Origin of the sequence: Vibrio ordalii ATCC 33509 (assembly GCA_000257205.1) — a bacterium.
Classification (GTDB): Bacteria; Pseudomonadota; Gammaproteobacteria; order Enterobacterales; family Vibrionaceae; genus Vibrio; species Vibrio ordalii.
Map to the genome: position 1 here is coordinate 1 of AEZC01000081.1, position 19,859 is coordinate 19,859.

Annotated in this window: 19 protein-coding genes and 2 pseudogenes; 7 read left to right on the forward strand and 14 right to left on the reverse strand. The window is 45.7% G+C overall.

Annotated features, from left to right (window positions below):
• The first annotated feature begins 251 nt into the window (after positions 1-251).
• Both VOR_RS0105010 and VOR_RS0105015 read left to right on the forward strand, forming a co-directional pair.
• Positions 252-908 (forward strand): protease inhibitor BamI-like protein, encoded by a 657-nt coding sequence (locus VOR_RS0105010; protein WP_010318629.1) that lies wholly within the window; start codon positions 252-254, stop codon positions 906-908.
• Between the two features lie 55 nt (positions 909-963).
• On the forward strand, positions 964-2,199 hold the full coding sequence (locus tag VOR_RS0105015) for a zinc-dependent metalloprotease family protein (protein ID WP_010318630.1): 1,236 nt from the start codon (positions 964-966) through the stop codon (positions 2,197-2,199).
• A 46-nt stretch (positions 2,200-2,245) separates the two neighbouring features.
• Here VOR_RS0105015 and VOR_RS0105020 read toward each other — a convergent pair whose 3' ends face one another.
• Genes VOR_RS0105020 through slyA form a run of 3 tightly spaced genes read right to left on the reverse strand, consistent with a single transcriptional unit; the run spans position 2,246 to position 4,837 of the window.
• Entirely contained in the window at positions 2,246-3,280 is a 1,035-nt protein-coding gene (locus VOR_RS0105020; protein ID WP_010318631.1) for a DUF2955 domain-containing protein, read from the reverse strand.
• Between the two features lie 12 nt (positions 3,281-3,292).
• Complete coding sequence (locus VOR_RS0105025) at positions 3,293-4,348, reverse strand: HlyD family secretion protein (protein ID WP_010318632.1); 1,056 nt, start codon at positions 4,346-4,348, stop codon at positions 3,293-3,295.
• A 6-nt stretch (positions 4,349-4,354) separates the two neighbouring features.
• Entirely contained in the window at positions 4,355-4,837 is a 483-nt protein-coding gene (slyA, locus tag VOR_RS0105030) for a transcriptional regulator SlyA (protein WP_010318633.1), read from the reverse strand.
• A gap of 113 nt (positions 4,838-4,950) precedes the next feature.
• On the opposite strand from slyA, the gene VOR_RS0105035 reads away from it, so the two are divergent.
• Positions 4,951-5,979: a VirK/YbjX family protein gene (locus tag VOR_RS0105035; RefSeq protein WP_029626920.1), complete on the forward strand. Its 1,029-nt coding sequence runs from the start codon at positions 4,951-4,953 to the stop codon at positions 5,977-5,979.
• Positions 5,980-6,039: 60 nt separating this feature from the next.
• On the opposite strand, the gene VOR_RS0105040 is transcribed toward VOR_RS0105035, so the two are convergent.
• From VOR_RS0105040 to VOR_RS0105075, 9 genes and pseudogenes are all read right to left on the reverse strand, one after another.
• Entirely contained in the window at positions 6,040-7,593 is a 1,554-nt protein-coding gene (locus VOR_RS0105040; RefSeq protein ID WP_010318635.1) for a cryptochrome/photolyase family protein, read from the reverse strand.
• Between the two features lie 154 nt (positions 7,594-7,747).
• Positions 7,748-8,122, reverse strand: coding sequence for a rhodanese-like domain-containing protein (locus VOR_RS0105045; RefSeq protein WP_010318636.1), 375 nt, complete (start codon positions 8,120-8,122; stop codon positions 7,748-7,750).
• Positions 8,123-8,172: 50 nt separating this feature from the next.
• Positions 8,173-8,322 (reverse strand): annotated as a pseudogene (locus VOR_RS19250) (ABC transporter permease); the annotation flags it as partial.
• 89 nt (positions 8,323-8,411) lie between these two features.
• Positions 8,412-9,071, reverse strand: coding sequence for an HAD family hydrolase (locus VOR_RS0105050; protein ID WP_010318637.1), 660 nt, complete (start codon positions 9,069-9,071; stop codon positions 8,412-8,414).
• Positions 9,072-9,075: 4 nt separating this feature from the next.
• Entirely contained in the window at positions 9,076-10,125 is a 1,050-nt protein-coding gene (locus tag VOR_RS0105055; protein WP_010318638.1) for an ABC transporter ATP-binding protein, read from the reverse strand.
• Positions 10,122-10,925: an ABC transporter permease gene (locus VOR_RS0105060; RefSeq protein WP_010318639.1), complete on the reverse strand. Its 804-nt coding sequence runs from the start codon at positions 10,923-10,925 to the stop codon at positions 10,122-10,124. The genes VOR_RS0105055 and VOR_RS0105060 overlap by 4 nt, the downstream gene beginning before the upstream one ends.
• A complete protein-coding gene (locus tag VOR_RS0105065) occupies positions 10,912-11,811 on the reverse strand; it encodes an ABC transporter permease (RefSeq protein ID WP_029626921.1) in 900 nt (299 codons plus the stop codon). The genes VOR_RS0105060 and VOR_RS0105065 overlap by 14 nt, the downstream gene beginning before the upstream one ends.
• On the reverse strand, positions 11,811-12,614 hold the full coding sequence (locus tag VOR_RS0105070) for an alkaline phosphatase family protein (protein ID WP_010318641.1): 804 nt from the start codon (positions 12,612-12,614) through the stop codon (positions 11,811-11,813). The genes VOR_RS0105065 and VOR_RS0105070 overlap by 1 nt, the downstream gene beginning before the upstream one ends.
• Before the next feature lie 9 nt (positions 12,615-12,623).
• Positions 12,624-13,685, reverse strand: a complete 1,062-nt coding sequence (locus tag VOR_RS0105075; protein ID WP_010318642.1) for an ABC transporter substrate-binding protein — start codon at positions 13,683-13,685, stop codon at positions 12,624-12,626.
• Positions 13,686-13,897: 212 nt separating this feature from the next.
• Between VOR_RS0105075 and VOR_RS0105080 the strand changes: the two genes are divergently transcribed.
• The 3 genes from VOR_RS0105080 (at position 13,898) to VOR_RS0105090 (ending at position 16,539) form a co-directional block, all read left to right on the forward strand.
• Complete coding sequence (locus tag VOR_RS0105080; protein WP_010318643.1) at positions 13,898-14,650, forward strand: UTRA domain-containing protein; 753 nt, start codon at positions 13,898-13,900, stop codon at positions 14,648-14,650.
• Positions 14,651-14,695: 45 nt separating this feature from the next.
• A complete protein-coding gene (locus VOR_RS0105085; protein WP_029626923.1) occupies positions 14,696-15,922 on the forward strand; it encodes a DEAD/DEAH box helicase in 1,227 nt (408 codons plus the stop codon).
• Between the two features lie 266 nt (positions 15,923-16,188).
• Complete coding sequence (locus VOR_RS0105090; protein ID WP_010318645.1) at positions 16,189-16,539, forward strand: DUF3316 domain-containing protein; 351 nt, start codon at positions 16,189-16,191, stop codon at positions 16,537-16,539.
• A 186-nt stretch (positions 16,540-16,725) separates the two neighbouring features.
• Here the strand turns inward: VOR_RS0105090 and VOR_RS0105095 are convergent, their stop codons facing one another.
• On the reverse strand, positions 16,726-17,382 hold the full coding sequence (locus tag VOR_RS0105095) for an HAD family hydrolase (protein ID WP_010318646.1): 657 nt from the start codon (positions 17,380-17,382) through the stop codon (positions 16,726-16,728).
• A gap of 220 nt (positions 17,383-17,602) precedes the next feature.
• Here VOR_RS0105095 and VOR_RS0105100 point away from each other — a divergent pair, with 220 nt between their 5' ends.
• Entirely contained in the window at positions 17,603-19,339 is a 1,737-nt protein-coding gene (locus VOR_RS0105100; protein ID WP_050946483.1) for a SulP family inorganic anion transporter, read from the forward strand.
• 251 nt (positions 19,340-19,590) lie between these two features.
• On the opposite strand, the pseudogene VOR_RS16805 reads toward VOR_RS0105100, so the two are convergent.
• Positions 19,591-19,859: pseudogene (locus tag VOR_RS16805) on the reverse strand (YjjW family glycine radical enzyme activase); the annotation flags it as partial.

Here is a 19,859-nt window from a genome sequence, read left to right on the forward strand (position 1 = left end):
TTGTCATCAAACGATAATAACTAAATTATTAATTACGGGCTATGGTTTCCTTTTGGCTTGATATTTTATTTAGCGCATTGCATTCATTTTTTTGAAAATTAGATCATCATTCAAATCTATAAAGTTTGACTATATTTAACCTTAACTTTATTGACTTAAGATCACGTTGTTGAATTGTATTCACACATCTTATGTATCTATATATATGCCAAATCTAATTGTCGGAGATATAAAACTTGAAAGTTAAGATAATGACCATTTTGTTATTGGTAATATTCGGCCTCATTGTTAATAAATATTACGTTAGCCATAGTTCATTAACATTAGTGCCTGCTCTAAAAGCACCGAATAATAACGAGGATACTGATTTTAAATCCGCAACAGTTGCTGATGAGCGTCAGCTGATGAAGCCACCACGAGAAGATGCATTGAGCGCTGGAGATACTCATTCTGCTCTTGATTCTAGGCCTATCACTGAAGAGCGCATGCTTGCGGCACAAACCGTTGATGAAGTATGGCACGACATCAACCCAAGCCCAGCGTTGCAAGCCATTAGGCCGAAAAGTGATGCAGTGACGGAAATCAAAGCGATTGAAATCGAAAATATTGAACAATTCCGAGTTCTGGCAACGGGCGATGCTGTCACGGTCACTATGCCTGATAACCAGCCAGTCAATATCCAAGTCACTTCATCAGAAACTCAGAATGAAGGCGTCCGGACTTGGTCTGGGCAGTTTGAACTCGACGGGGAAGTTTACCCGGCCACATTCACTTTCGGCAAAACGGCAATACTTGGTTTTATTGGTCATCCCAGTGGCCAAGTCAAGCTTGAAGGTAACGGCAGTGAAGCATGGGTTTACCGAGTACCACCGAATCATGGCTATGACGAAACCTCGACCAGCCATTGATACCTCAAACGCACGGCTTTGTGTGTTAATAAAATAAATAATGTAGGAGTTTTCTATGAAAATAGCGTCATTGGCATTAGCCGTGGTGTTAGCAACGCATGCGTTACCGAGTAGCGCAACCACAGAAATTGATATTCTAGGTGTTTACACACCTGGCACGGCTGAGTGGTTTCAGCAAGATCACGTGGCTGAAATCCAGCACCGATTTAACGTGGGAAATGAAATTCTGCGTCAAAGTGGTCTGGACATCAAAGTCAACTTAATTGGCACGAAAGAAGTAAAATACGATACGCAAAGAGGGCTGAAAAAATCGCAAGAGCAGGCGCTTGATGCGATTACTCCCGGCAATAAACAAGATCCGGCGTTTGCCGATATTGAGCAATATCGTAAGCAGGTTGGCGCGGATATGGTGGCGCTGTTTCGTAATCTAGATATTAAAAATTCTCCTGATTATGAAGATAAAGGCAATGGTACTTACATGCTGAGCTGTGGTCTAGCATGGATAATCCCTGCCGCGTATTGGAACAATAGTGCGCGTTATGCGCAATCTAGAATGTACAGTCATAGCTATTTGAATGAGTGTGGCGATGATACGTTTATTCACGAATTAGGCCACAATTTGGGCTTGAACCATGCTCATGAACAGTACAATGGCGAACCTCATCTTTCAAATGGTACAGAGCAAGATGCGTATGGTTATGGGGTTCAAGGCCAATTTGCGACGACCATGGCCTATGGTTTCTTATTTGGTATTCATAGCCGTTCTTACACATTCTCTAACCCAAGCAAAGTGTGTAAAGGTCAAGCATGTGGTGTCACTGGCTACGCGAACTCGGTGCGAGCGATTGGCCTGAGCGCGCCACACATTGCGGCGATTTATGCACGTCCAGATGGGAGTAATGAAGGAGGAACGTCACCCACTGAACCGACTTCGCCCCAACAAGCTATCTATGATTTGCAAGGGCCTTTTGCCATTCCCGATCATGCACAAGGAGAGTTAGCACTTCCGATTAATGTGATTTATCAAGGAAATGCGGAAACGGCCACTATTCAACTTGATATTGAACACCCATTTGTGGGTGATGTTTCAGTCAAGTTGTATGCACCTGATGGTTACTATTGGAACTTAAAATCGTATAACCAGTATGATCGCAACACGGCTTATCGTGTTCGCTTCACACTCAGCGGAATGAAACAAATGAACGTGCAAGGCCAGTGGCGTTTAGTCGTGGAGGATCACTATCAAGGTTTAACGGGTGTATTAAATTCGGCACGCTTATCCTTTGAATAAAGGTTTGCTGTGATGTTGACCCTGCACCTATGTGCAGGGTTTTTAATTACTGGCCAAATTGGGTTGCTTTGAATTGATTCAGCAATCGATGGATCACATAGGTTGTAAGTAATGTGGCGACAATAGCAAACAAAATACTGCCGACTCTGTACAGGGCACTGAAAATTAAATCATTGCCCGGCGTCAAATATTGACCAAACAAGATCCCCAAGGTAGTCAATGAGCCAAAGCCGACCCCTGAACCGCTGGATTCTTTTACATGCCAGTAGCTAAAGAGCATCGCACCTATCCACAGCAGCGGAATAACAAATAAAAGCTGACCTGACCAATCGTAGAGCAGCAGTTGGACCGCAATACCGAAAGTGACGCCAAGCAGAGTACCCATCGCGCGTTTGCGTGCGTAGCCTAGCGCTCCGTTCCAATGCATCGGGAAAAGTAGCAACAAGGTTGTGGCTTGCGCGGACATTGAATCTTGCAGATCGAATATTTGAAACACAACGAAAGAGAGTGTGGCAATGGTTGCACCCATGAGCGCTTCATGACGCATGCGGTGTGACTCTTTGGGCACGCTTGCATGAGCGGGAGGTTGCCTTTTCTGTACGTCGGGAATACAGAATGTCACCAGATAAGCGACCATTACCGAAAGCAAATTCGCGATAAAGTTGCTGGTAACCAGATCGTTAAGATCAGTTGTGGGGTAGCTTGCAAAGTGCAGCATGATGCTCAAGCTCAATACGCTGTTCGCTCCAAATAAGAATAAGCTGCCTTTCGACATACAAGCAAATTTGTAGAGAAACAGTACAAAAGCGATCATTGTCATCAGTGCCGGATGAGCGCCAAACAGCCCCCCGAGAATGGCCACTTCTAAGCCACAAACGACGGCGGAAGCAAGCAGTTGCTTTGCGGCGTGCGCATTCATGACGGGCACCATGCCCAGTAACAGCATCGGTGTTACGGTAAAAAATACCCCGTAGTTCCAACCCAGTAGTTTACAAAAGGTAAAACCAAGCGTCGCACCTGTTGCTATTCTGACGCATTGGCGAAAATCATTTTCAGATAATGGATGATCCCAAAGTCGCATTTTTTACTCCGCTTAATAGACGTAGTGCAGAGTGCTCAGAAACTGAATTTGCATTTTTGCCAGCCAAGCAAACGGGCCACTTTCTGGTAGCAACTGTACCGTCGCACGAGCACCGGAAGGCAATGTTGACATCGTTTCATCGAGCGAAAGGTGCACACGCATGCGTTGTGCATCACGCACCCAGCGATTAGATTCTGTTGGAGTGGCTAAACGCCCATTCGCATCAAACTGACCAGTACTTACCCCAGCATCCAGGCTACGAATACGCGCGGTAAAGACTTCGCCGGGTTTGCTATCAAAAGCAACTAGGGCGCGGCTATTGTCTGGGAAATGGCGTAAGCTTTTTTCTCTAAAATCAGCAATCACGTCTACATCCGTCGCCACCAATGCAACTAACGGCGTACCTGCTGCGGCGTAGGTGCCCGTTTCAAGCTGTAAGTTGGTAATGACGCCATCTTGCTCAGCTAGCGTTTGTGTGTAGGCAAGGTTTAGCTTGGCCTGCGCCAATTGGTTCAAAGCGGCGCGGATGCTGACGTTACTTTCGTCACTATTACCTCGACTGACGTGCAATTCTTGCAGGTGAGCTTGCGCTGCAACCAAATTGGCTTTCGCGGCGGTAGCGCCACTTTGTGCATCGTCTTTAAGTTGTTGAGAAGTCCCATTGCGTGCAAACAGAGTGTTTAATCGGTTAGCTTCGCGCAACTTTTGAGCGGCAACGATACGGCTTGCCGTAACATTAGCTTCTGCCGCAGCAATCGATGCATCCAATTGAGCGTTACCTTGTACCGCACGTTCATAATTGAGTTGGGCCTGCTCTACCGCCAGTTGATAGGGTTGTGGGTCGATGGTGAAAAGTACTTCACCCTTGTGTACGGTTTGATTATTAGTGACAAAAACATCACTGATTTGACCATTAACTCGGGGAGATATTTTGGTCACAGTCCGCGTTGCCATGGCTTGCGGTGTTAAAGGCATAGCCAAATCGGCCACCAAAAAATAGGCAAAGAGCGCCACAAAAGCGACGATGGAATATTTGATCCAAAGTGCAAATTTTTGATCAGGTGTCATAAGTAATTATTGTTCCTTTGAAGGTGTTGCTATCGGTTTGCTGAGCGTATCTAGAGCGTTGTGTGAGATTTTTTCGAGCGTAAGAGTCAGTTGGTGCAATTGTTGATCGTCAATATTACCCAGTAAGTTTTGGCGAACTTGCAAAATACGGGTTTCCATCTGCTTGATAAGAGCACGCCCGTTACTCGTCAAACTGACGATTCGAGCGCGCTTATCGTTGTGACAGCAGTGACGTTCGATCAGCGATTGTTCTTCGAGCTGCTTTAAAGTTCGCATCAAAGAAGCCAGTTCTATTTCTAACGCTTCAGCTAAGGTTTTTTGACTGACGTTGTCACCGAGACGCTGTAATTTCCACAATGCGGTCCAACGAGGATGGGTAAGGCCCAAGGGTGAGAGTTCTCGGTCCGCCACCATTTTCCATAAGCGTGAGAGACGAGCAAACTGCTCAGCGAGTGATAATTCTTTCAGGGTGTGCGTGTTTTCAATCATAACGAGTCACATATTACTTAGCGTGCTAAGTAATATAATTTAGTTAGCGCGCTAAGTAAATAGCTAATGACGAAGGCTGACATTTTCATACAAACTCAGGACAGCACCCCTCAATGAAACACTGTACATTATTTTCAATGAGCGAATCCCCAATGTTTGAGGCTGTCCTAGCTGCTGAAATTCTGGTCCATACTATGATAATTGAAAATAAACTCGACTACCTGTTTAGCCTGTCTGAACTCTCTGAAACGATTTACCCAAATACCAAAGGCTGGTCTAAGATCAGGAAAAATATGCGTTTCTGTTTGTGGGGAATGACGAACGCTCAGGCACTAAAAAGTATGGTGTCACTCTTTTCTCGTACAGAATTGGCGGAAGTTCTTAGGCAGTGCCCACAGTTTTTGGAAAAGCCATTAAAGCCTTATCTTTGCGTTAATTGGTCGGTGAAAGAGCGTACTCAGCATATCAATCAACATTTTCTCTACTTAGTTGAGCAGTTTGGCTTTAATGCGGCGACGTTTTTCTCGGAATCCGGCGTTTCTATTTTTGATTTTTGCGACAAAAATGGGGCAAGTTACTCATTAAGCCTGTGCAGTGGAGAGATAAGAGAAGGCTCGTTGGGGCTACAGCTAATCGATCAAAAAGGGCAAAAGATTTATTCGATCAGCTTTAATATTTCCGATCAAGGCAAGGCTATCTATATTGGTTCATTGCAAGGCCCGAGTAGCGGTGTGACCGATCGTAATCAAATCATTAAAGATTTGACGCGCACGACTCACGGCTTAAGAACTAAAGCACTGATGGTTGAAATGATCATGACGCTAGCGCGTATTTTAGGGGTTGAGAACCTGTATGCGATTTCTAACCGCGGCCATATGTATCAAGCTTTACGTTATATTGGCTCAAAGCGCAAATCAGTAAGCTTTGATTACGATGAACTGTGGACAGAGTACGAAGCAGAGAAAATGAGCAAATATTTGTACCGTTTGCCAACCACGCCAAACCGTAAAGGTGTTGAGATGCTAAATCGCAATAAACGCCGTCTATATACTAAACGTTATGAGTGGTTAGCCGAGGTGGAAACAGCCATGTCGAGCCGTATTGAACAGTTGAAACTTATGCCAAAGCATTTCGTGGTTTGATGGATCCACAAAATTAGAGGCTGATGTTATGGTTCAAAACGTGACCAGTAAGCTGGCGAACTACAGCTCTTCAATATGGTGTAGATAGTATTGAGCTTGATCTAAGATTGCTTGTTGAGTGGCGTTTTCAGTGTTATCCCAATTTTTATAAATCATGCCTATCCTTGGATTTTTGGCTAACCGTTCACGATGAGTGAGCATGAACTGCCAATATAAACTATTAAATGGACATGAATTTAGACCACTACGGCTCTTTACTTGGTAGTGACAATCTTTGCAGTAATCACTCATTTTATTGATGTAAGAGCCGCTTGCGGCATAAGGCTTGGTGGCAACAATTCCCCCATCAGCAAACAGAGCCATACCTCGGGTATTGGGCATTTCTACCCATTGCAATGCATCAATGTAAATACCTAAGTACCAGCCGTCCACCTCATCCGGCTTGCAACCGGATAGGAGTGCAAAATTACCCGTGATCATCAAACGTTGGATATGGTGTGCGTAGGAAAACTCCAATGATTGAGTTACGGCTTGTTTAACACAATGCATACGAGTATCCCCTGTCCAATAATAGTGAGGAAGAGGTCGTTGAGCGTCAAGGGCATTGTGCTTGGCGTATTGGGGCATGTTCGCCCAATAAATGCCTCGAATATACTCACGCCAGCCCAAAATTTGCCTAATGAATCCTTCGATTTGAGCTAAATTCATCGTATTGTCATTCTCAAATCGCATCAGTGCACTTTGAATGACTTCTGCAGGCGATAGTAGTTTGCAGTTGAGTGCAAAAGAGAGCCGGCTATGGTAAAGGCTCCAACGATGTGGGCTCTTTGCCGTCATTGCATCTTGAAAGCGACCAAACATCGGCAAGCCGTACTGACAAAAGTGGGCCAATAATGATAGCGCTTGTGAGCGGTTAATCGGCCATAACAATGAAGGAGTATACAGGCCGAAAACGTGAATATTATGATGCTGTAAACGGTTATAAATTGCACTGACATCGTTTTGAAAGCTAAGTGGTTTGGGTAGGTTTTCTATGTCTTGGACGCTGAGCTTATTGCGATTTTGGTGATCAAAATTCCAACGCCCACCCAAAGGCGTTTGATGATCATCTTGCAGAAGAATACCGAATCGCTTACGCATTTTGCGATAAAACGGCTCCATAATAGTGGTTTTGTTGGTGTTAAAATACTGAGTGATCTCGTCAAAAGGCAATAAAAAGTGTTCAGTATCAAAACAAGTCACTTGTGTATGAGAGAGGTTTAGCTCCTGCAACTGTTGCCAAACTCGGTATTCATCAGGTAGCTGATAGTGAAAGTATTCTGCGTTGATCTGATGACACAGATCGCTAATCAATGGTGGTAGCTGCAAATAATCGGCAGTTTCATCAAGGGTCAAGTAGAGAACCTGGTGTCCCTCACTTTGCAATAATTCGGCAAAAGCTTCCATCGCGGCAAAAAAGGCGCAGATTTTTTGAATGTGGTGTTTTACATAGCCTGTTTCTTGTTTAAGTTCAGCTACCACGTACAGTATGGAATCATCCGTTTTGTTAAACCAAGAGTGCTTGATATTGAGCTGATCGCCTAGGATCAAGCGTAAGGTTTTGTACGTTTGCATGCTGTATACCGTTAAGATTGGTTATCGAACATCTTCTACGTTCCAATCAAAAAATCGATCATTGTTGCCGAATAACAAGCGCTGTCTTTCTGTTGCGCTTTGAGAGCCAATTAAGAACAAACAGAGCGATAACGTGAATGTGAGTAGGCTAACATCAATTGAGCGGCTTTATTGCCGAAGGATGAATGAGCATTTCCTCGAAACCGCCGCCGTTATGTACTTGAGTGAACCCTTGCTCGAGTAAATAGGCCATAGCTTGGCCTGATCGATTGCCGCTGCGGCAGTAAACCACAATCGGTTGTTGTTTATCGATGTGAGAAAAAGCACGGCTAACAGTATCAAGTGGGTAGTTTAACGCACCTTCAATATGGCCAGCTGCGAATTCTGCTGCGGTTCGAACATCGACTAAAAGCGCGCCATTTTCAATCCATTGCCATGCTATCGTTGAGCGCTCCGATGCCAATGCATCGGAGGTATTTGAGATCAGGCCTACGCACAATAACGCTTTGGTCATCAGTGACTTTACCATGTTAGTCTCCTTCTTTTGGCTTAAAAATGAGCCTTCAAATGTGAATGGCGTTAGTCAAGGGATTTCTTAAATATCAAAGACGCGACGATAATCCCACCAACGGTAAAGCTCAACATCCATAACGCATTTCGCCATAGATCCATGAGGTTAGCACCGTGCAACACAATCCCGCGGATCATGCGCATAAAGTGGGTCGTGGGCGAGAGAGTCTGTTAACTTATTGTCTTCATACTAGAAGTTTACCGCCAGCGCCTCAAGCGGCAAAATTAATCAAAAGTAGAGGATGTGATTAGCCCCACTTTAATATCGGCCATTGTTGGGGCTGCGCGTATTGGATGAGGCGCCTGCATGGGTTGACCAAATAGGTGAAATCGGCGTGTAGACATAAAGGTAAATCATTGATCGAGTCAGTGAAAAAATGCACTTGACCCACGTATTGCGGGCGCTCAGCTAACCATTCATTTAAGCGAGTGACTTTTCCCTCTCGGTAGGTGGGGGTTCCCAAAATATGCGTGGTGTAATGGTTGTTCTCTATGACCATATCGATACCCATCGCCTCTGCAACGCCTATTTTACGGGCGACAGCTTTAACCAAAAAACTGACCGACGCCGAAATAATGAGCATTTGGATACGCTCGTCCGTTAACTGCTTAATAAGTGCTTTGGCTTGAGGAAATAGCCTAGGTACGATGCGTGTAGCGACACAATCGTCTGCCAAGCGCTGGACTTGCTCTGTGGGCAGGGTGAGCAACGGTTGCATCGCAAAATCGAGGTAATCTTCCATGTCCATTTCACCGCTTGCATAGCGTGACATGATCAGTCTATCCTGCGCGACAAAATCAGGGTCGCTCGCTATGCCCTTATCGGCCAAATATTCGCTCCAAATCATTGCGCAGTCGCCGTCAATCAATGTGTCGTCCATATCAAAAACGTATAGAGGTGTCGGCATCTATTTAGGCTCTCACAGGTTGTATTTCGTTAAGGTTAAACAGTAATTCTAGCTGACTGCCAGTGGCAAATAATCGCTCTGACGAACGATTGAGTAAATCGACCGTGAGCTCGCAGCCTCGCACATCCACATGGTAGCGAATCACGTTACCCAGTAATTGGTGATGCTTGATGGTGCCATGTTGCGGCGCAGAAACATGGGCACCATAGCTCCGCCCAGCTTCCTTGACGTAGATGGATTCGGGGCGAATAGCCACTTTCCACGCCGTGTCTATGTTAAACAACTGCTTGGCGGTGGCCGCCTCTACTAAATTGTAATGGCCCATAAAACCGGCCACAAACTTATTGGCTGGCTGAGTATAAATGCTTTCTGGGGAGCCTTGCTGAACGATTTCACCTTGGTGCATTAAAAAAATACGATCAGAGAGAATCATCGCCTCTTCTTGATCATGGGTTACAAATACGGTAGTGAGATTGAGCTCTTTTTGAATATCACGGATCTGCTGGCGCAAGTGTTTGCGAATTTTGGCATCCAGTGCTGAAAGGGGTTCATCAAGTAGCAAAATACGCGGTTTGACCACTAAGGCGCGAGCTAAAGCGACGCGTTGGCGCTGCCCACCCGAGAGCTGGTTGGGATAGTGTTTTTCTTTCCCTATCAGCGAAACCAGTTCGACCACTTTTTGCACTTCACGCTTGATGTAAGCCCTGTCTTGCCCTTGCATTTTGAGGCCAAAGGCGATGTTTTCAGCCACCGTCATATTCGGAAACAGAGCGTAGGATTGAAACACCATGCCAATGCCACGTTGCTGTGGTGTTTGGTTAGTGATGTTTTCACCGTTGACCCAAATTTCGCCGTCATCGACGGGATTTAAGCCAGCCAAACTGCGCAATAAGGTCGATTTTCCGCAGCCGCTCGGGCCAAGTAGCGTGACAAATTCCCCTTGCTCAATGGAAAATTCAATCCCTTCAAAAACGGTATTGTTGCCAAAACGTTTGGTGAGGTTGGCGACGTGGACGTAATCAGAGCGAGAGGTTGTGTGGGTCGTGGCATTCATTGAGTGGATCCTCGGCTAAAACGACTGGCGAGCCAAGTCAGTAAAAAGATAAATAGGAAGTAAGTCATCACTAACGCGGAGGTGAAGTGACCACTAGTCTGACGCATGTTGTAGAGATAAATCTGCAAGGTTTCATAGCGCGTGCCGACCAAAATGTTCGCAAATACAAACTCGCCAAGTAGAAAAGAGAAGGATAGAAACAGCGAAGCCATCAACCCTTTTCTAATGTTTGGCAGTACGATCAGTAAAAAAGCACGGCTGGTGCTTGCGCCGAGCAGGTGCGCGGCATCCATGAGATCGTGTAGATGGATCGCCTCAAAACTGTTGGCAATTGCACGGTACATAAACGGCAGCGCAATGGTGAAATAAGTGCCAATCAAAATCCAAGGTGTACCCACAATTGGAAATTGGCTATCGGCGTACAGTTGCAGTAATCCAACTGAAGAGACCACAGGCGGTACTGCAAAAGGGATTAAAATCAGCAGGTTCATCACTTTATCCAGACGAGGGAAATAGTAAAACACCACAAAGATCGCCGGAATAATCAAAACTGCGCTGAGTGTCAGAGAAGCGATGCCAATCAACAATGAGCGGCCAAATGCATCGAGAAAGCGAGGGTCGGTCAGCAGTTTGAGATACCAGTCAAAGGTGAAGCCATCGGGTAAAATCGTTGCGCCCCAGCGTGAAGAAAAGGAATAAACCAAGGTGGCTAAAATGGGCAGCAACATCACTCCCACGATGGAATAGACCACACTTTTATGAAAGGTGATTTTATCAAGGGTAGGATTAGCGTTTTGCATGGGTGTTCCTTGCGCTATAGCTTTTCGCAATTAGCCACTGATTGATCACAGTAATGAAGGCTAAAATTAGCATCAATACCACGGAAATGGCGGCGGCCAAATTGGGCTCTAAGAACAGATCTCCCGCCACTAAACTGGCAATGCGTACCGTGATGACGTTGTAGTTGCCGGATGTGAGTGCGTAGACGCTGGCATACGCGCCCATCGCATTGGCGATTAGGATAATCAAGGTGCCGAGTAGGGCTGGTGAAAGCACAGGCAAGGCGATTTTCTGCCAATATTGCCATCCGTTGGCGCCCAGAGTAGACGTCGCCGCTTGCCAGTCGTCACTGAGCGCATCAAATGCAGGATAGAGCAGCAGCACGCCAAGAGGGATCTGAAAATAGATATACATCGCCAGCAGTCCCCATTTGCCATATAGGTTGAACTCTTCAATCAAACCGTATTGCTTGAGCAGCAAAGTCAGTGCGCCGTTGACCCCAAGAATAATAATGAAAGCGAATGCTAAAGGGACGCCCGCAAAATTACTGCTCATATTGGTAAAGGCGATCACACCATCGCGCAGCTTGCCATCGACTCGGCGTAAGGAGGCGACCAACATTGCCGCAATCACAAGGCCCGCGACGCTGGACCATATGGCGAGCCACAAACTGTTGCCCAACCCTTGCAAAATAAAGGATGAGCTGAAGATTTCGCGATAATGGTCTAGTGACCATTGATCGTCAGAGATAAAGCTGTTGAACAGAACCCACAGCATGGGGGCGAGCTGAAATAAGTAGAAAAACAGCGCAAAAGGAGTAAGCCATAACGCAGGTTTGAGTTTGCGTGCCCAGTGCGTTGATTGGCTCAGCACGGCGCTAGGCTTGCTAATAACTTGGCTACTGATCATGCTAAGCACTCCGCAGAAAAGGGCTTATTGTGATCAAGATTAAGCAGTTGGCAGCACAGGCCGCAGAGCTCAGTTTGTTTGATCTCACAAGCTTGGTGCGAAAATTGATCGCCCAATACAAACAGCGGGACGTTGCGCTCTTCGGTTAATATTCCGCCGTGTGACTTGTCATTGTTCATGCCGTGATCGCTGGTCACCATCACTTGGTAGCCATCGTTTAGCCAGCTTTCTAGAAAGTGAGATAACAGTGCATCGGCCATGCGTGCACTATTACGATACTGTCCTGAATCAAGGCCAAACTTATGCCCAGCATCATCGATATTCATTGGATGGATCAGTAAAAAATCAGGCTGATGAGTACGACGTAAGTGTTCGGCGTCTAAAAACAGTGCTTCATCGGGATAGTGATCCCAGTGATAAAAACAGCCATGCTGAATATTGAGTGTTTTGTCACAGGTAAAACGATCGCGCGTTGCATCAAAAGGCGCGCGGTTATAGAGCTCGCTGACCCAATGATACGCCGCTGCGGCTGTTGTCAGCCCTTGCTCTTTTGCCAAACTGAAGATGGATTGATGATGTGAAAGGCGCACAATGTGGTTATGAACAATGCCGCTTTCGACAGGCTTTACGCCAGTGAGTAGACATTCATACAAAGGACGCGATAACGAAGGCAATTCACATTGTAGAGAGTATAAGGTTGCTCTTTGCTGCTCAATTAAGCCGTTTAAGTAGCCCATGCAATCACGGGCTACGGAATAATTGAGTCCATCAAGAACAACAAGGATCACCTTATTGTTCATGGTTACCTCTTACTGCTGGTGGATAATGACATTTTCTTGCCATTGACGTGGCAATTGGCGAGCTGATTTTTCCCAAGCATTAAAGTCGCTAATTGGGCTCACGTTCTGGTATTGATCGTTAGCAATCAATTTGCTTTGTACCGCAGCAGGCAGTGCAACGTTGCTGCGGATCGGGCGAGCATAGCCTTGTGCAAGGTTGATCTGGCCTTGATCGCTAAAGATGTATTCACGTGCTAGCTTGGCCGCATTTGGGTTTTTGGCGTATTTATTGATGATGGTGGTGTAGCCGGAAATCACAGAACCATCTTGCGGAATGTTAACGCTAAAGCGGTTACGGTCAATTTGGTCACGGTAACTTAGGGCGTTGAAATCCCACAATACGGCCACTTCAACTTCACCTTTTTCGAGGTTAGCGATACTTGGGTCTGTAAATGATAAGCGCCCTTGCTTGGCGAGTTTGGCAAAAAATTCGATTGCCGGATCGAGGTTCTTTTCGCTGCCACCATGGGCAAAAGCAGCGGCTAGTACGGCATTATTTGCTTGCGCGGCAACACCGACATTACCAATACTGATTTTGTAATCGCCTTTGAGCAAATCGTTCCACGTTTTTGGCGCATTCTTGACCAGATTATTGTTCGAGATAAATGAAATGGTGCCCGTATAAGCCAGAGCCCAGTGGCCATCTTTATCTTTGGCCCAGTCTGGGATCTCATTCCAAGTGCTCGGTTTGTACGCTTGAGTTACGCCTTTTTTCACCGCCACGCGAGCAAATGCAAAGCCAACATCACCGATATCGGCGGTCGCATTTTTCTTTTCGGCTTCAAACTTGGCAATTTCTTGCGCTGAGCTCATATCCGTATCTTGGTGTTTTAGGCCATAAATCTTACCTAAATCGCTCCACGTGTCTTGCCAGTTGGCCCAACTGCCGGGCATCCCAACACTGTACACTTGGCCTTCTTGTTTCGCTGCGTTGATCAAAGATTGTAAATCAGCCTCTTTAGCAAAAGCCGAAGTTGAAAGAGTCAGCGCAAGTGCTGTGGCAGTCGCTGCGCGGGTAAATAAGATTTTCATTGTCGCTATCCTTCTGGACTAGGTCAGTAAGTTCGATTTTTATCCTAGGGAAGAACTGTGACGTTTTCGGTGTTGTTATTTGACATTTTTGATGATTTTCTATTGCACTTTTATTTCAAATTCAATCAATTAGTCTGTCATAAATCTGTTATCTGCCTTAAGTAGTCTAAAAGACGTTTATTCACTCTGTATACTATTGGACTAGGTCACACATGAGATTTCGCAGCCCTTTGCCAGTGGCAAATGCTCCTTTAGAAAAGACCCAACTTGGCAATATTAAAAACACCCTTCGTGAGCAAATTTGTAGTGGAATGCTTGATGACAGGCAAAAACTGCCGTCTGAACGTGAATTGAGTGAATTGTTTAATACAACCCGCATTACAATTAAAGACGCTTTGGTTTCACTGGAAACAGAAGGGTTGATTTACCGAGAAGAGCGGCGTGGCTGGTTTGTCTCTCCGGCGCGAATTCATTATAACCCGCTATCGCGTTGCCACTTCCACCAGATGATCCGCGAGCAGCACCGAATCGCAGAAACTAAGCTAGTTGCGGTACGCAGCGTGATGGCTTCTCGTGAGTATGCAAGAGCGATGGATATTGACCGAATTACGCCCATTCATATTATTGAACGGTTGCGCTCGATTGACGGGCGAGCGGTACTGTTTGTCGAAAACTGCCTGATTGCGCAGTGGTTTCCAAAGATATTAGAGGAAAATTTAACCGCTTCGTTAACGCATCTCTATCAGCAAAAATACGGTTACATCACTACGCGTTCTCGTTTTGAGGTAATCCCTACGGCTGCGCCTCTTCATGTGGCAAAAGCCCTTAACTTGGCTGCTGGCCAATCTGTACTGAAAATTTGTCGAGTCAATTACAAACAAGATGGCGAGATCATGGATTGCGAATTTGAGTACTGGCGGCCAGATTCAGTCCTGATCCGTATCGACAGTTGTGATGGAGAATGAATAGCTTTAGACTCGGTGCAACCTTTTTCACCCTGCTAGTCGTTTATGAATTTTTCTAAGCTTAACTTAAGCGTCCCTTTGATGGCTGCGCTGCCTGCGTCGCGACACACGGCGACCAAAATCCAACAATTGGCTATTCCAGCCGTACTTTCTGGGCAAGATGTGCTTGCCTTCGCGCAGACGGGCAGTGGTAAAACGTTAGCTTATGGCTTGCCTTTACTGCAACAAATTGAAATTAATGCTCTTGAAATTCAATCGGTTGTTATTGTTCCTACCCGTGAATTAGCACAACAAGTCAGCCAAGAGCTGAGTGCTGTGGCAAGCAAAATGGGCATTAGCTTATGCACTTTATGCGGGGGAGTGGCCCAAGAAGAGCAGCTTGCGCAGTTGGCCAAATTACCGCATTTAATCGTCGCGACACCGGGCCGCTTGCTTGATTTACTCATACAGCAACTGATCTCATTGGAGTCGATGCACTGTGTGGTGTTAGATGAAGCTGACCGACTGTTAGAGATGGGGTTTTGGCCGGATGTACAACGCCTGCTCAGTTTTATGCCCCAAACCAAACAAACGTTGCTGTTTTCCGCCACACTCGCCGCCGATCTCGAACAGATGGCATTGGCCGTGTTAAGTAACCCGGTAAAGATAGAGGCGAATCAAGCCAATCAAGTGGTGGAAGAAATTGAAGAGCAGCTCTACCTCGTGAATAAGGGCAGTAAAGCACAAGCATTAATTGCTCTGATTAAGCAGCGGGCTGGGCAGCAAGTATTAGTGTTCATTAGCGCTCGTGATAGTGCTGACGCGGTCGCGAAAAAATTACTCAAAGCGGGTATTCGTGCGGCGGCTTTGCATGGTGAAAAAGATCAAGTCATTCGCGAGCAAACGTTAGCCGATTTCAAAGTGAATCAAGTGGATGTGCTGGTGGCCACCGATTTGCTGGCGCGTGGTATTCACATTGAGGCGCTGCCAGTGGTGATCAATTTTGATTTACCGCCTAGTGCGCCAGTTTATATTCACCGCGTTGGCCGCACAGCGCGTGCTGGTCAAGGTGGTGTGGCGATTTCGCTGGTCTGCCATGGTGAAAGCCAAGCGCTGGAGGCTATCCGCAGCTTAACGCAGCGCGCTTTACCGCTGCAGGCATTGAGCGATTTTCCAGTGACAGACCAACCGACCAGCGGTGAACCGAAGCGCAAACCGCGCAATAAGCAAGCTAACCGCCGCAGTGCTCAAAAACGCAGCGTGAAGCAGTTTCAACAGAAAACAAGCCATTAAGCAAAAAAATGGGGGTAAGTGGCCTTGCGATTGTCGTTAATGGCTTTCGTAATACACTAGAACAGCACTGTGGTGAGGCTAATCGTATCAAGAAAAGGCTGCGTAAGTCAGTTTATGTCAAGAAACCTCATCATACGTTTTCGAAGGCTTTACCCTGCTTGACGGATTCTTTACAAAACCATTGATAGTATGGGTACCTCTCAGTAAGACAACATAGATTAATTTTAGAAATTAACTACAGCTTTCGAAATCAAAAAGGAAAAACCATGAAAAATATTATCCTTGGAATTACAGCTCTTTCTCTCAGCGCTGGTGCGTTTGCAGCTATCGATACTAATCACAAAGAGCGCTCGCTAAATGTGGGTGTCTACACTAGCCAAGAGCAAGCTTACACCGCAGGATTTGATAAAATCGAGCAGCTACAGGTGCTGCCCGCTAACAAATTAGCAAATGAATTGTCGGTTTGGGAAGGCAGTGTTTTACCTAGAAGTTTAAAGATTAATGATACTGAAGTTATGGTTCAATCTTTTGCCAAGAAACCCGGTGTTGTTGAATACCGCTCGATTGTTAAGGTTGACTATCAATACCAGACAACGGAAAAAAGAAGCCGTGATTAATACGATGACGTGATCAGATGGCAATGGAGTGCCATTATTTTTCATCTATAAAATAACTCACTTATATACCAATCGTAGTTATAAGCCATAACCATACTCTCATTGCCGAACGAAATAGCAGGGTTCGTTCACACCTATCCCGTTACTTTATCAGTCACCTCCAATCAGTGAGGATATAAAAACCGATCAATTACTGTTTTTCAGGGCTGTTAAAACGTGATGTAGCGAGGGGACCACTTGGTGTCCAAGCGCCAAAACCTCTTCACTGGGTTCGACGAGATCAGGAATTTGGTAGGTGATCATATTCGCACTCACGGCGGATCGCACGCCGTTATTAGAATCTTCAAAGGCTAGACATTGGCTCGGTTCAGCGCCAAGACGTTGCGCAGCGAGTAGATAAATCTCAGGATCGGGCTTGCCATGTGTCACTTCACAACCGGTTGTGAATGAATCAAAGTATTGATCAAGGCCTGAAAGATGCAGCTTAATTTGTGCCACGTCTTTTTGGGTTGATGTTGCGACAGCAGTAGGAATACGATTAGTTTTTAACCATTGTAATAATTCGATAACCCCTTCTTTCACTGCGATCGCTTGATGTTTCACCACGGCATCGTAACGTTTACGCCACTCCGTATGCAATACCGGATAGTCCAATTCTGGCCCGTAGCCTGCGCGCAGTGCTTGTTCAATGCCTGCCGCATTGCAACCAATAGCCGAGAGATAAACCTCTTTTAAAAATGGGACGCCAACCGCGTCGCAAGCTTGTTCGAATATCGTAAGACAGACACGTTCGGTGTCGAGTAACAGTCCATCCATATCAAAAATGGCAGCTTGAAATTTCATAAGTACAACTTTAGGCGAGTGAAATGGAGTGGGTTATTTTCACATAAGTCGACCTATGGAGGCGATCTTTTTCCTGCACTTTTTCTTTTTCTCATACTTCAATAAAATCAGCCAATTATAAGCGCTAGTTTATTAGCAATGAGTTATGCTTAGATAAAGCGTGTCGTGACAATGTAGTAAGGAGGGAAGCGACTTGAATAGTGCATTTGTACAGCAGTGGATGCCGGGTTTACACCAACTTAAAGGCTACGAAACTCGCTGGTTAATGGATGATATGCGTGCGGCACTCTCTGTGGTGGCGGTTGCACTACCCGTCGCGATTGCGTACGCGCAGCTTACCGGAGTCAGCGCGATTGTCGGTTTATATTCTTGTGTATTACCCATGTTGGTGTACGCAATTTTTGGCACGTCTAGGCAGTTGATATTAGGGCCAGACGCGGCAACTTGCGCGGTGATTGCGGCAGTGGTTACCCCACTGGCGATGGGCGATCCTCTCAAACACTGGCAGTTGGTCATGACAATGACGGCGATGACGGGGATGTGGTGCTTGCTGGCGAGTCGTTTTAAACTCGGTATTTTGGCTGATTTTCTCTCTCGCCCTATTTTACTTGGGCTATTAAACGGCGTTGCTTTAACCATCATTGTGGGCCAATTTGCCAAGGTATTTGGCTTGAAATATGAGCAACGATATCTACTTGAACGTATCATAGAAGCGCCATCTCTACTGATTGACCTACACTGGCAAACCTTATTTATTAGTATGCTGACAACAATCGTTTATTTTCTGTGTAAGCGTGTCAGACCCAATTGGCCAGCAGCAATGTTGGCTATTATTGTAGCCGCTTGTTGGGTGTGGTTTGTGGGGGCTGAGAATCTTGGTATTAAAGTGGTTGGTATTATTCAAGGTGGATTACCTGTCTTTCAAACGCCTCAATTTGATTTAGGAGTGAGTCGTGAATTAGTCATGCCTGCTCTGAACTTAGCGATGGTGAGCTTTGTTAGTATGATGCTTACTGCGCGCAGTTTTGCAGCAAAAAATGGCTACGATATTGATGCCGATAAAGAGTTTCGTGCGCTTGGATTCGCCAATATTGCCTCTGCATTTTCACAAGGCTTTGCCATCAGTGGAGCGGATTCACGCACAGCGGTGAATGACGCTAATGGTGGAAAATCGCAGTTAGTCTCGATTATTGCAGCGATTGTGATTGGATTTGTCGCGATTGTGGCGTATCAGCCACTACAATACATTCCGATTGCTGCATTGGGGGTGGTGTTGATTATCGCGTCTATATCGTTGTTGGATCTGAAAGGGATTTGGAGTTTACACAAGCGTGATAAAGACGCCTTTTATTTGGCAAGCTTAACCTTCATCGCCGTATTGGTTATTGGCGTTATCCCCGGCATCACTCTTGCGGTATTACTGGGTCTGTTTCAGTTCTTACGCACCGTGATGCGGCCAAGTGATCAAACATTAGGTCTGGATGATAAAGGAACGATTCGCACGATTGATACGTCAGCGAAGGCGAAACCAATACCGGGTTTGGTGATTTATCGTTTCAACTCTCCGCTGACTTATTTCAATGCGCCTTACTTTAAACGTCGAATTTTATTTCACACTGAATCGGCGGGCTTAAGTGTAGGGTGCGTAATTATTGATGCAGTGTCGAGTTTTACTCATTTAGACTTAAGCGTCATGGCGATGTTATCGGACGTGCAAAGCATTCTGAAAAAACGTGGTATTCGCTTAGTGTTGGCGGGGCGTAAGCGTAGCCTGAAAAAATGGTGCAAAATTGCCGGGATTTCAACTGGGGATGGTGGCATTGTCATCCGTGCGGACATGTATTTAGCCATTAAGCTGAGTGGATGTTACCAACACGCTGTAGAGGAAGGACAAGTTCCGCCAGTACAAAAAGAGCCGCAAAAGGATATTGAAGGTGAAATTGCGGCTACTATTTAAAATGAGGTTAGCTCTCGTTAATAATATTGATTCTCGTTAATAAAAGATAAAGAGCTCTTGAGTATCGAAAAGATGTAAGAAATCCCATTCAATCATGATGCTTTCCTTTTTACGTGATGAGAGCGAGTGTTCGGCCTTTTGTTAAACGGTTGGTGCCTGTTTGGATAAGCATAGGTGAGCGTTATGCATTAGGCAAAATGGTAAGGGTTATTAATCTAATAGATAGCCTATGGGTATGGTGGTTTTCGACGCTAGGCGTAGAGTGTCGGCAGGTAAATAGTTCGCTGTACTTGAGCGGCCAGTTTTTGATGAAATTGCAGCATTGCACCTTCACTGCATGGCTGCCAAGTTAAGGCCTTGCCGACCACACCGTGATGTTGGAAGGCGCTTAGCCGAATGTTGACGTTCGCAGGCAACTGGTTAATCAGATGCGCTACTTCGGTAATTTCAGTCTCTAAATCACTTTTGTCCGGTATATGCAGCAATCGCACTTCGTGCAGTCTATTCAGTGTAGCGAGGT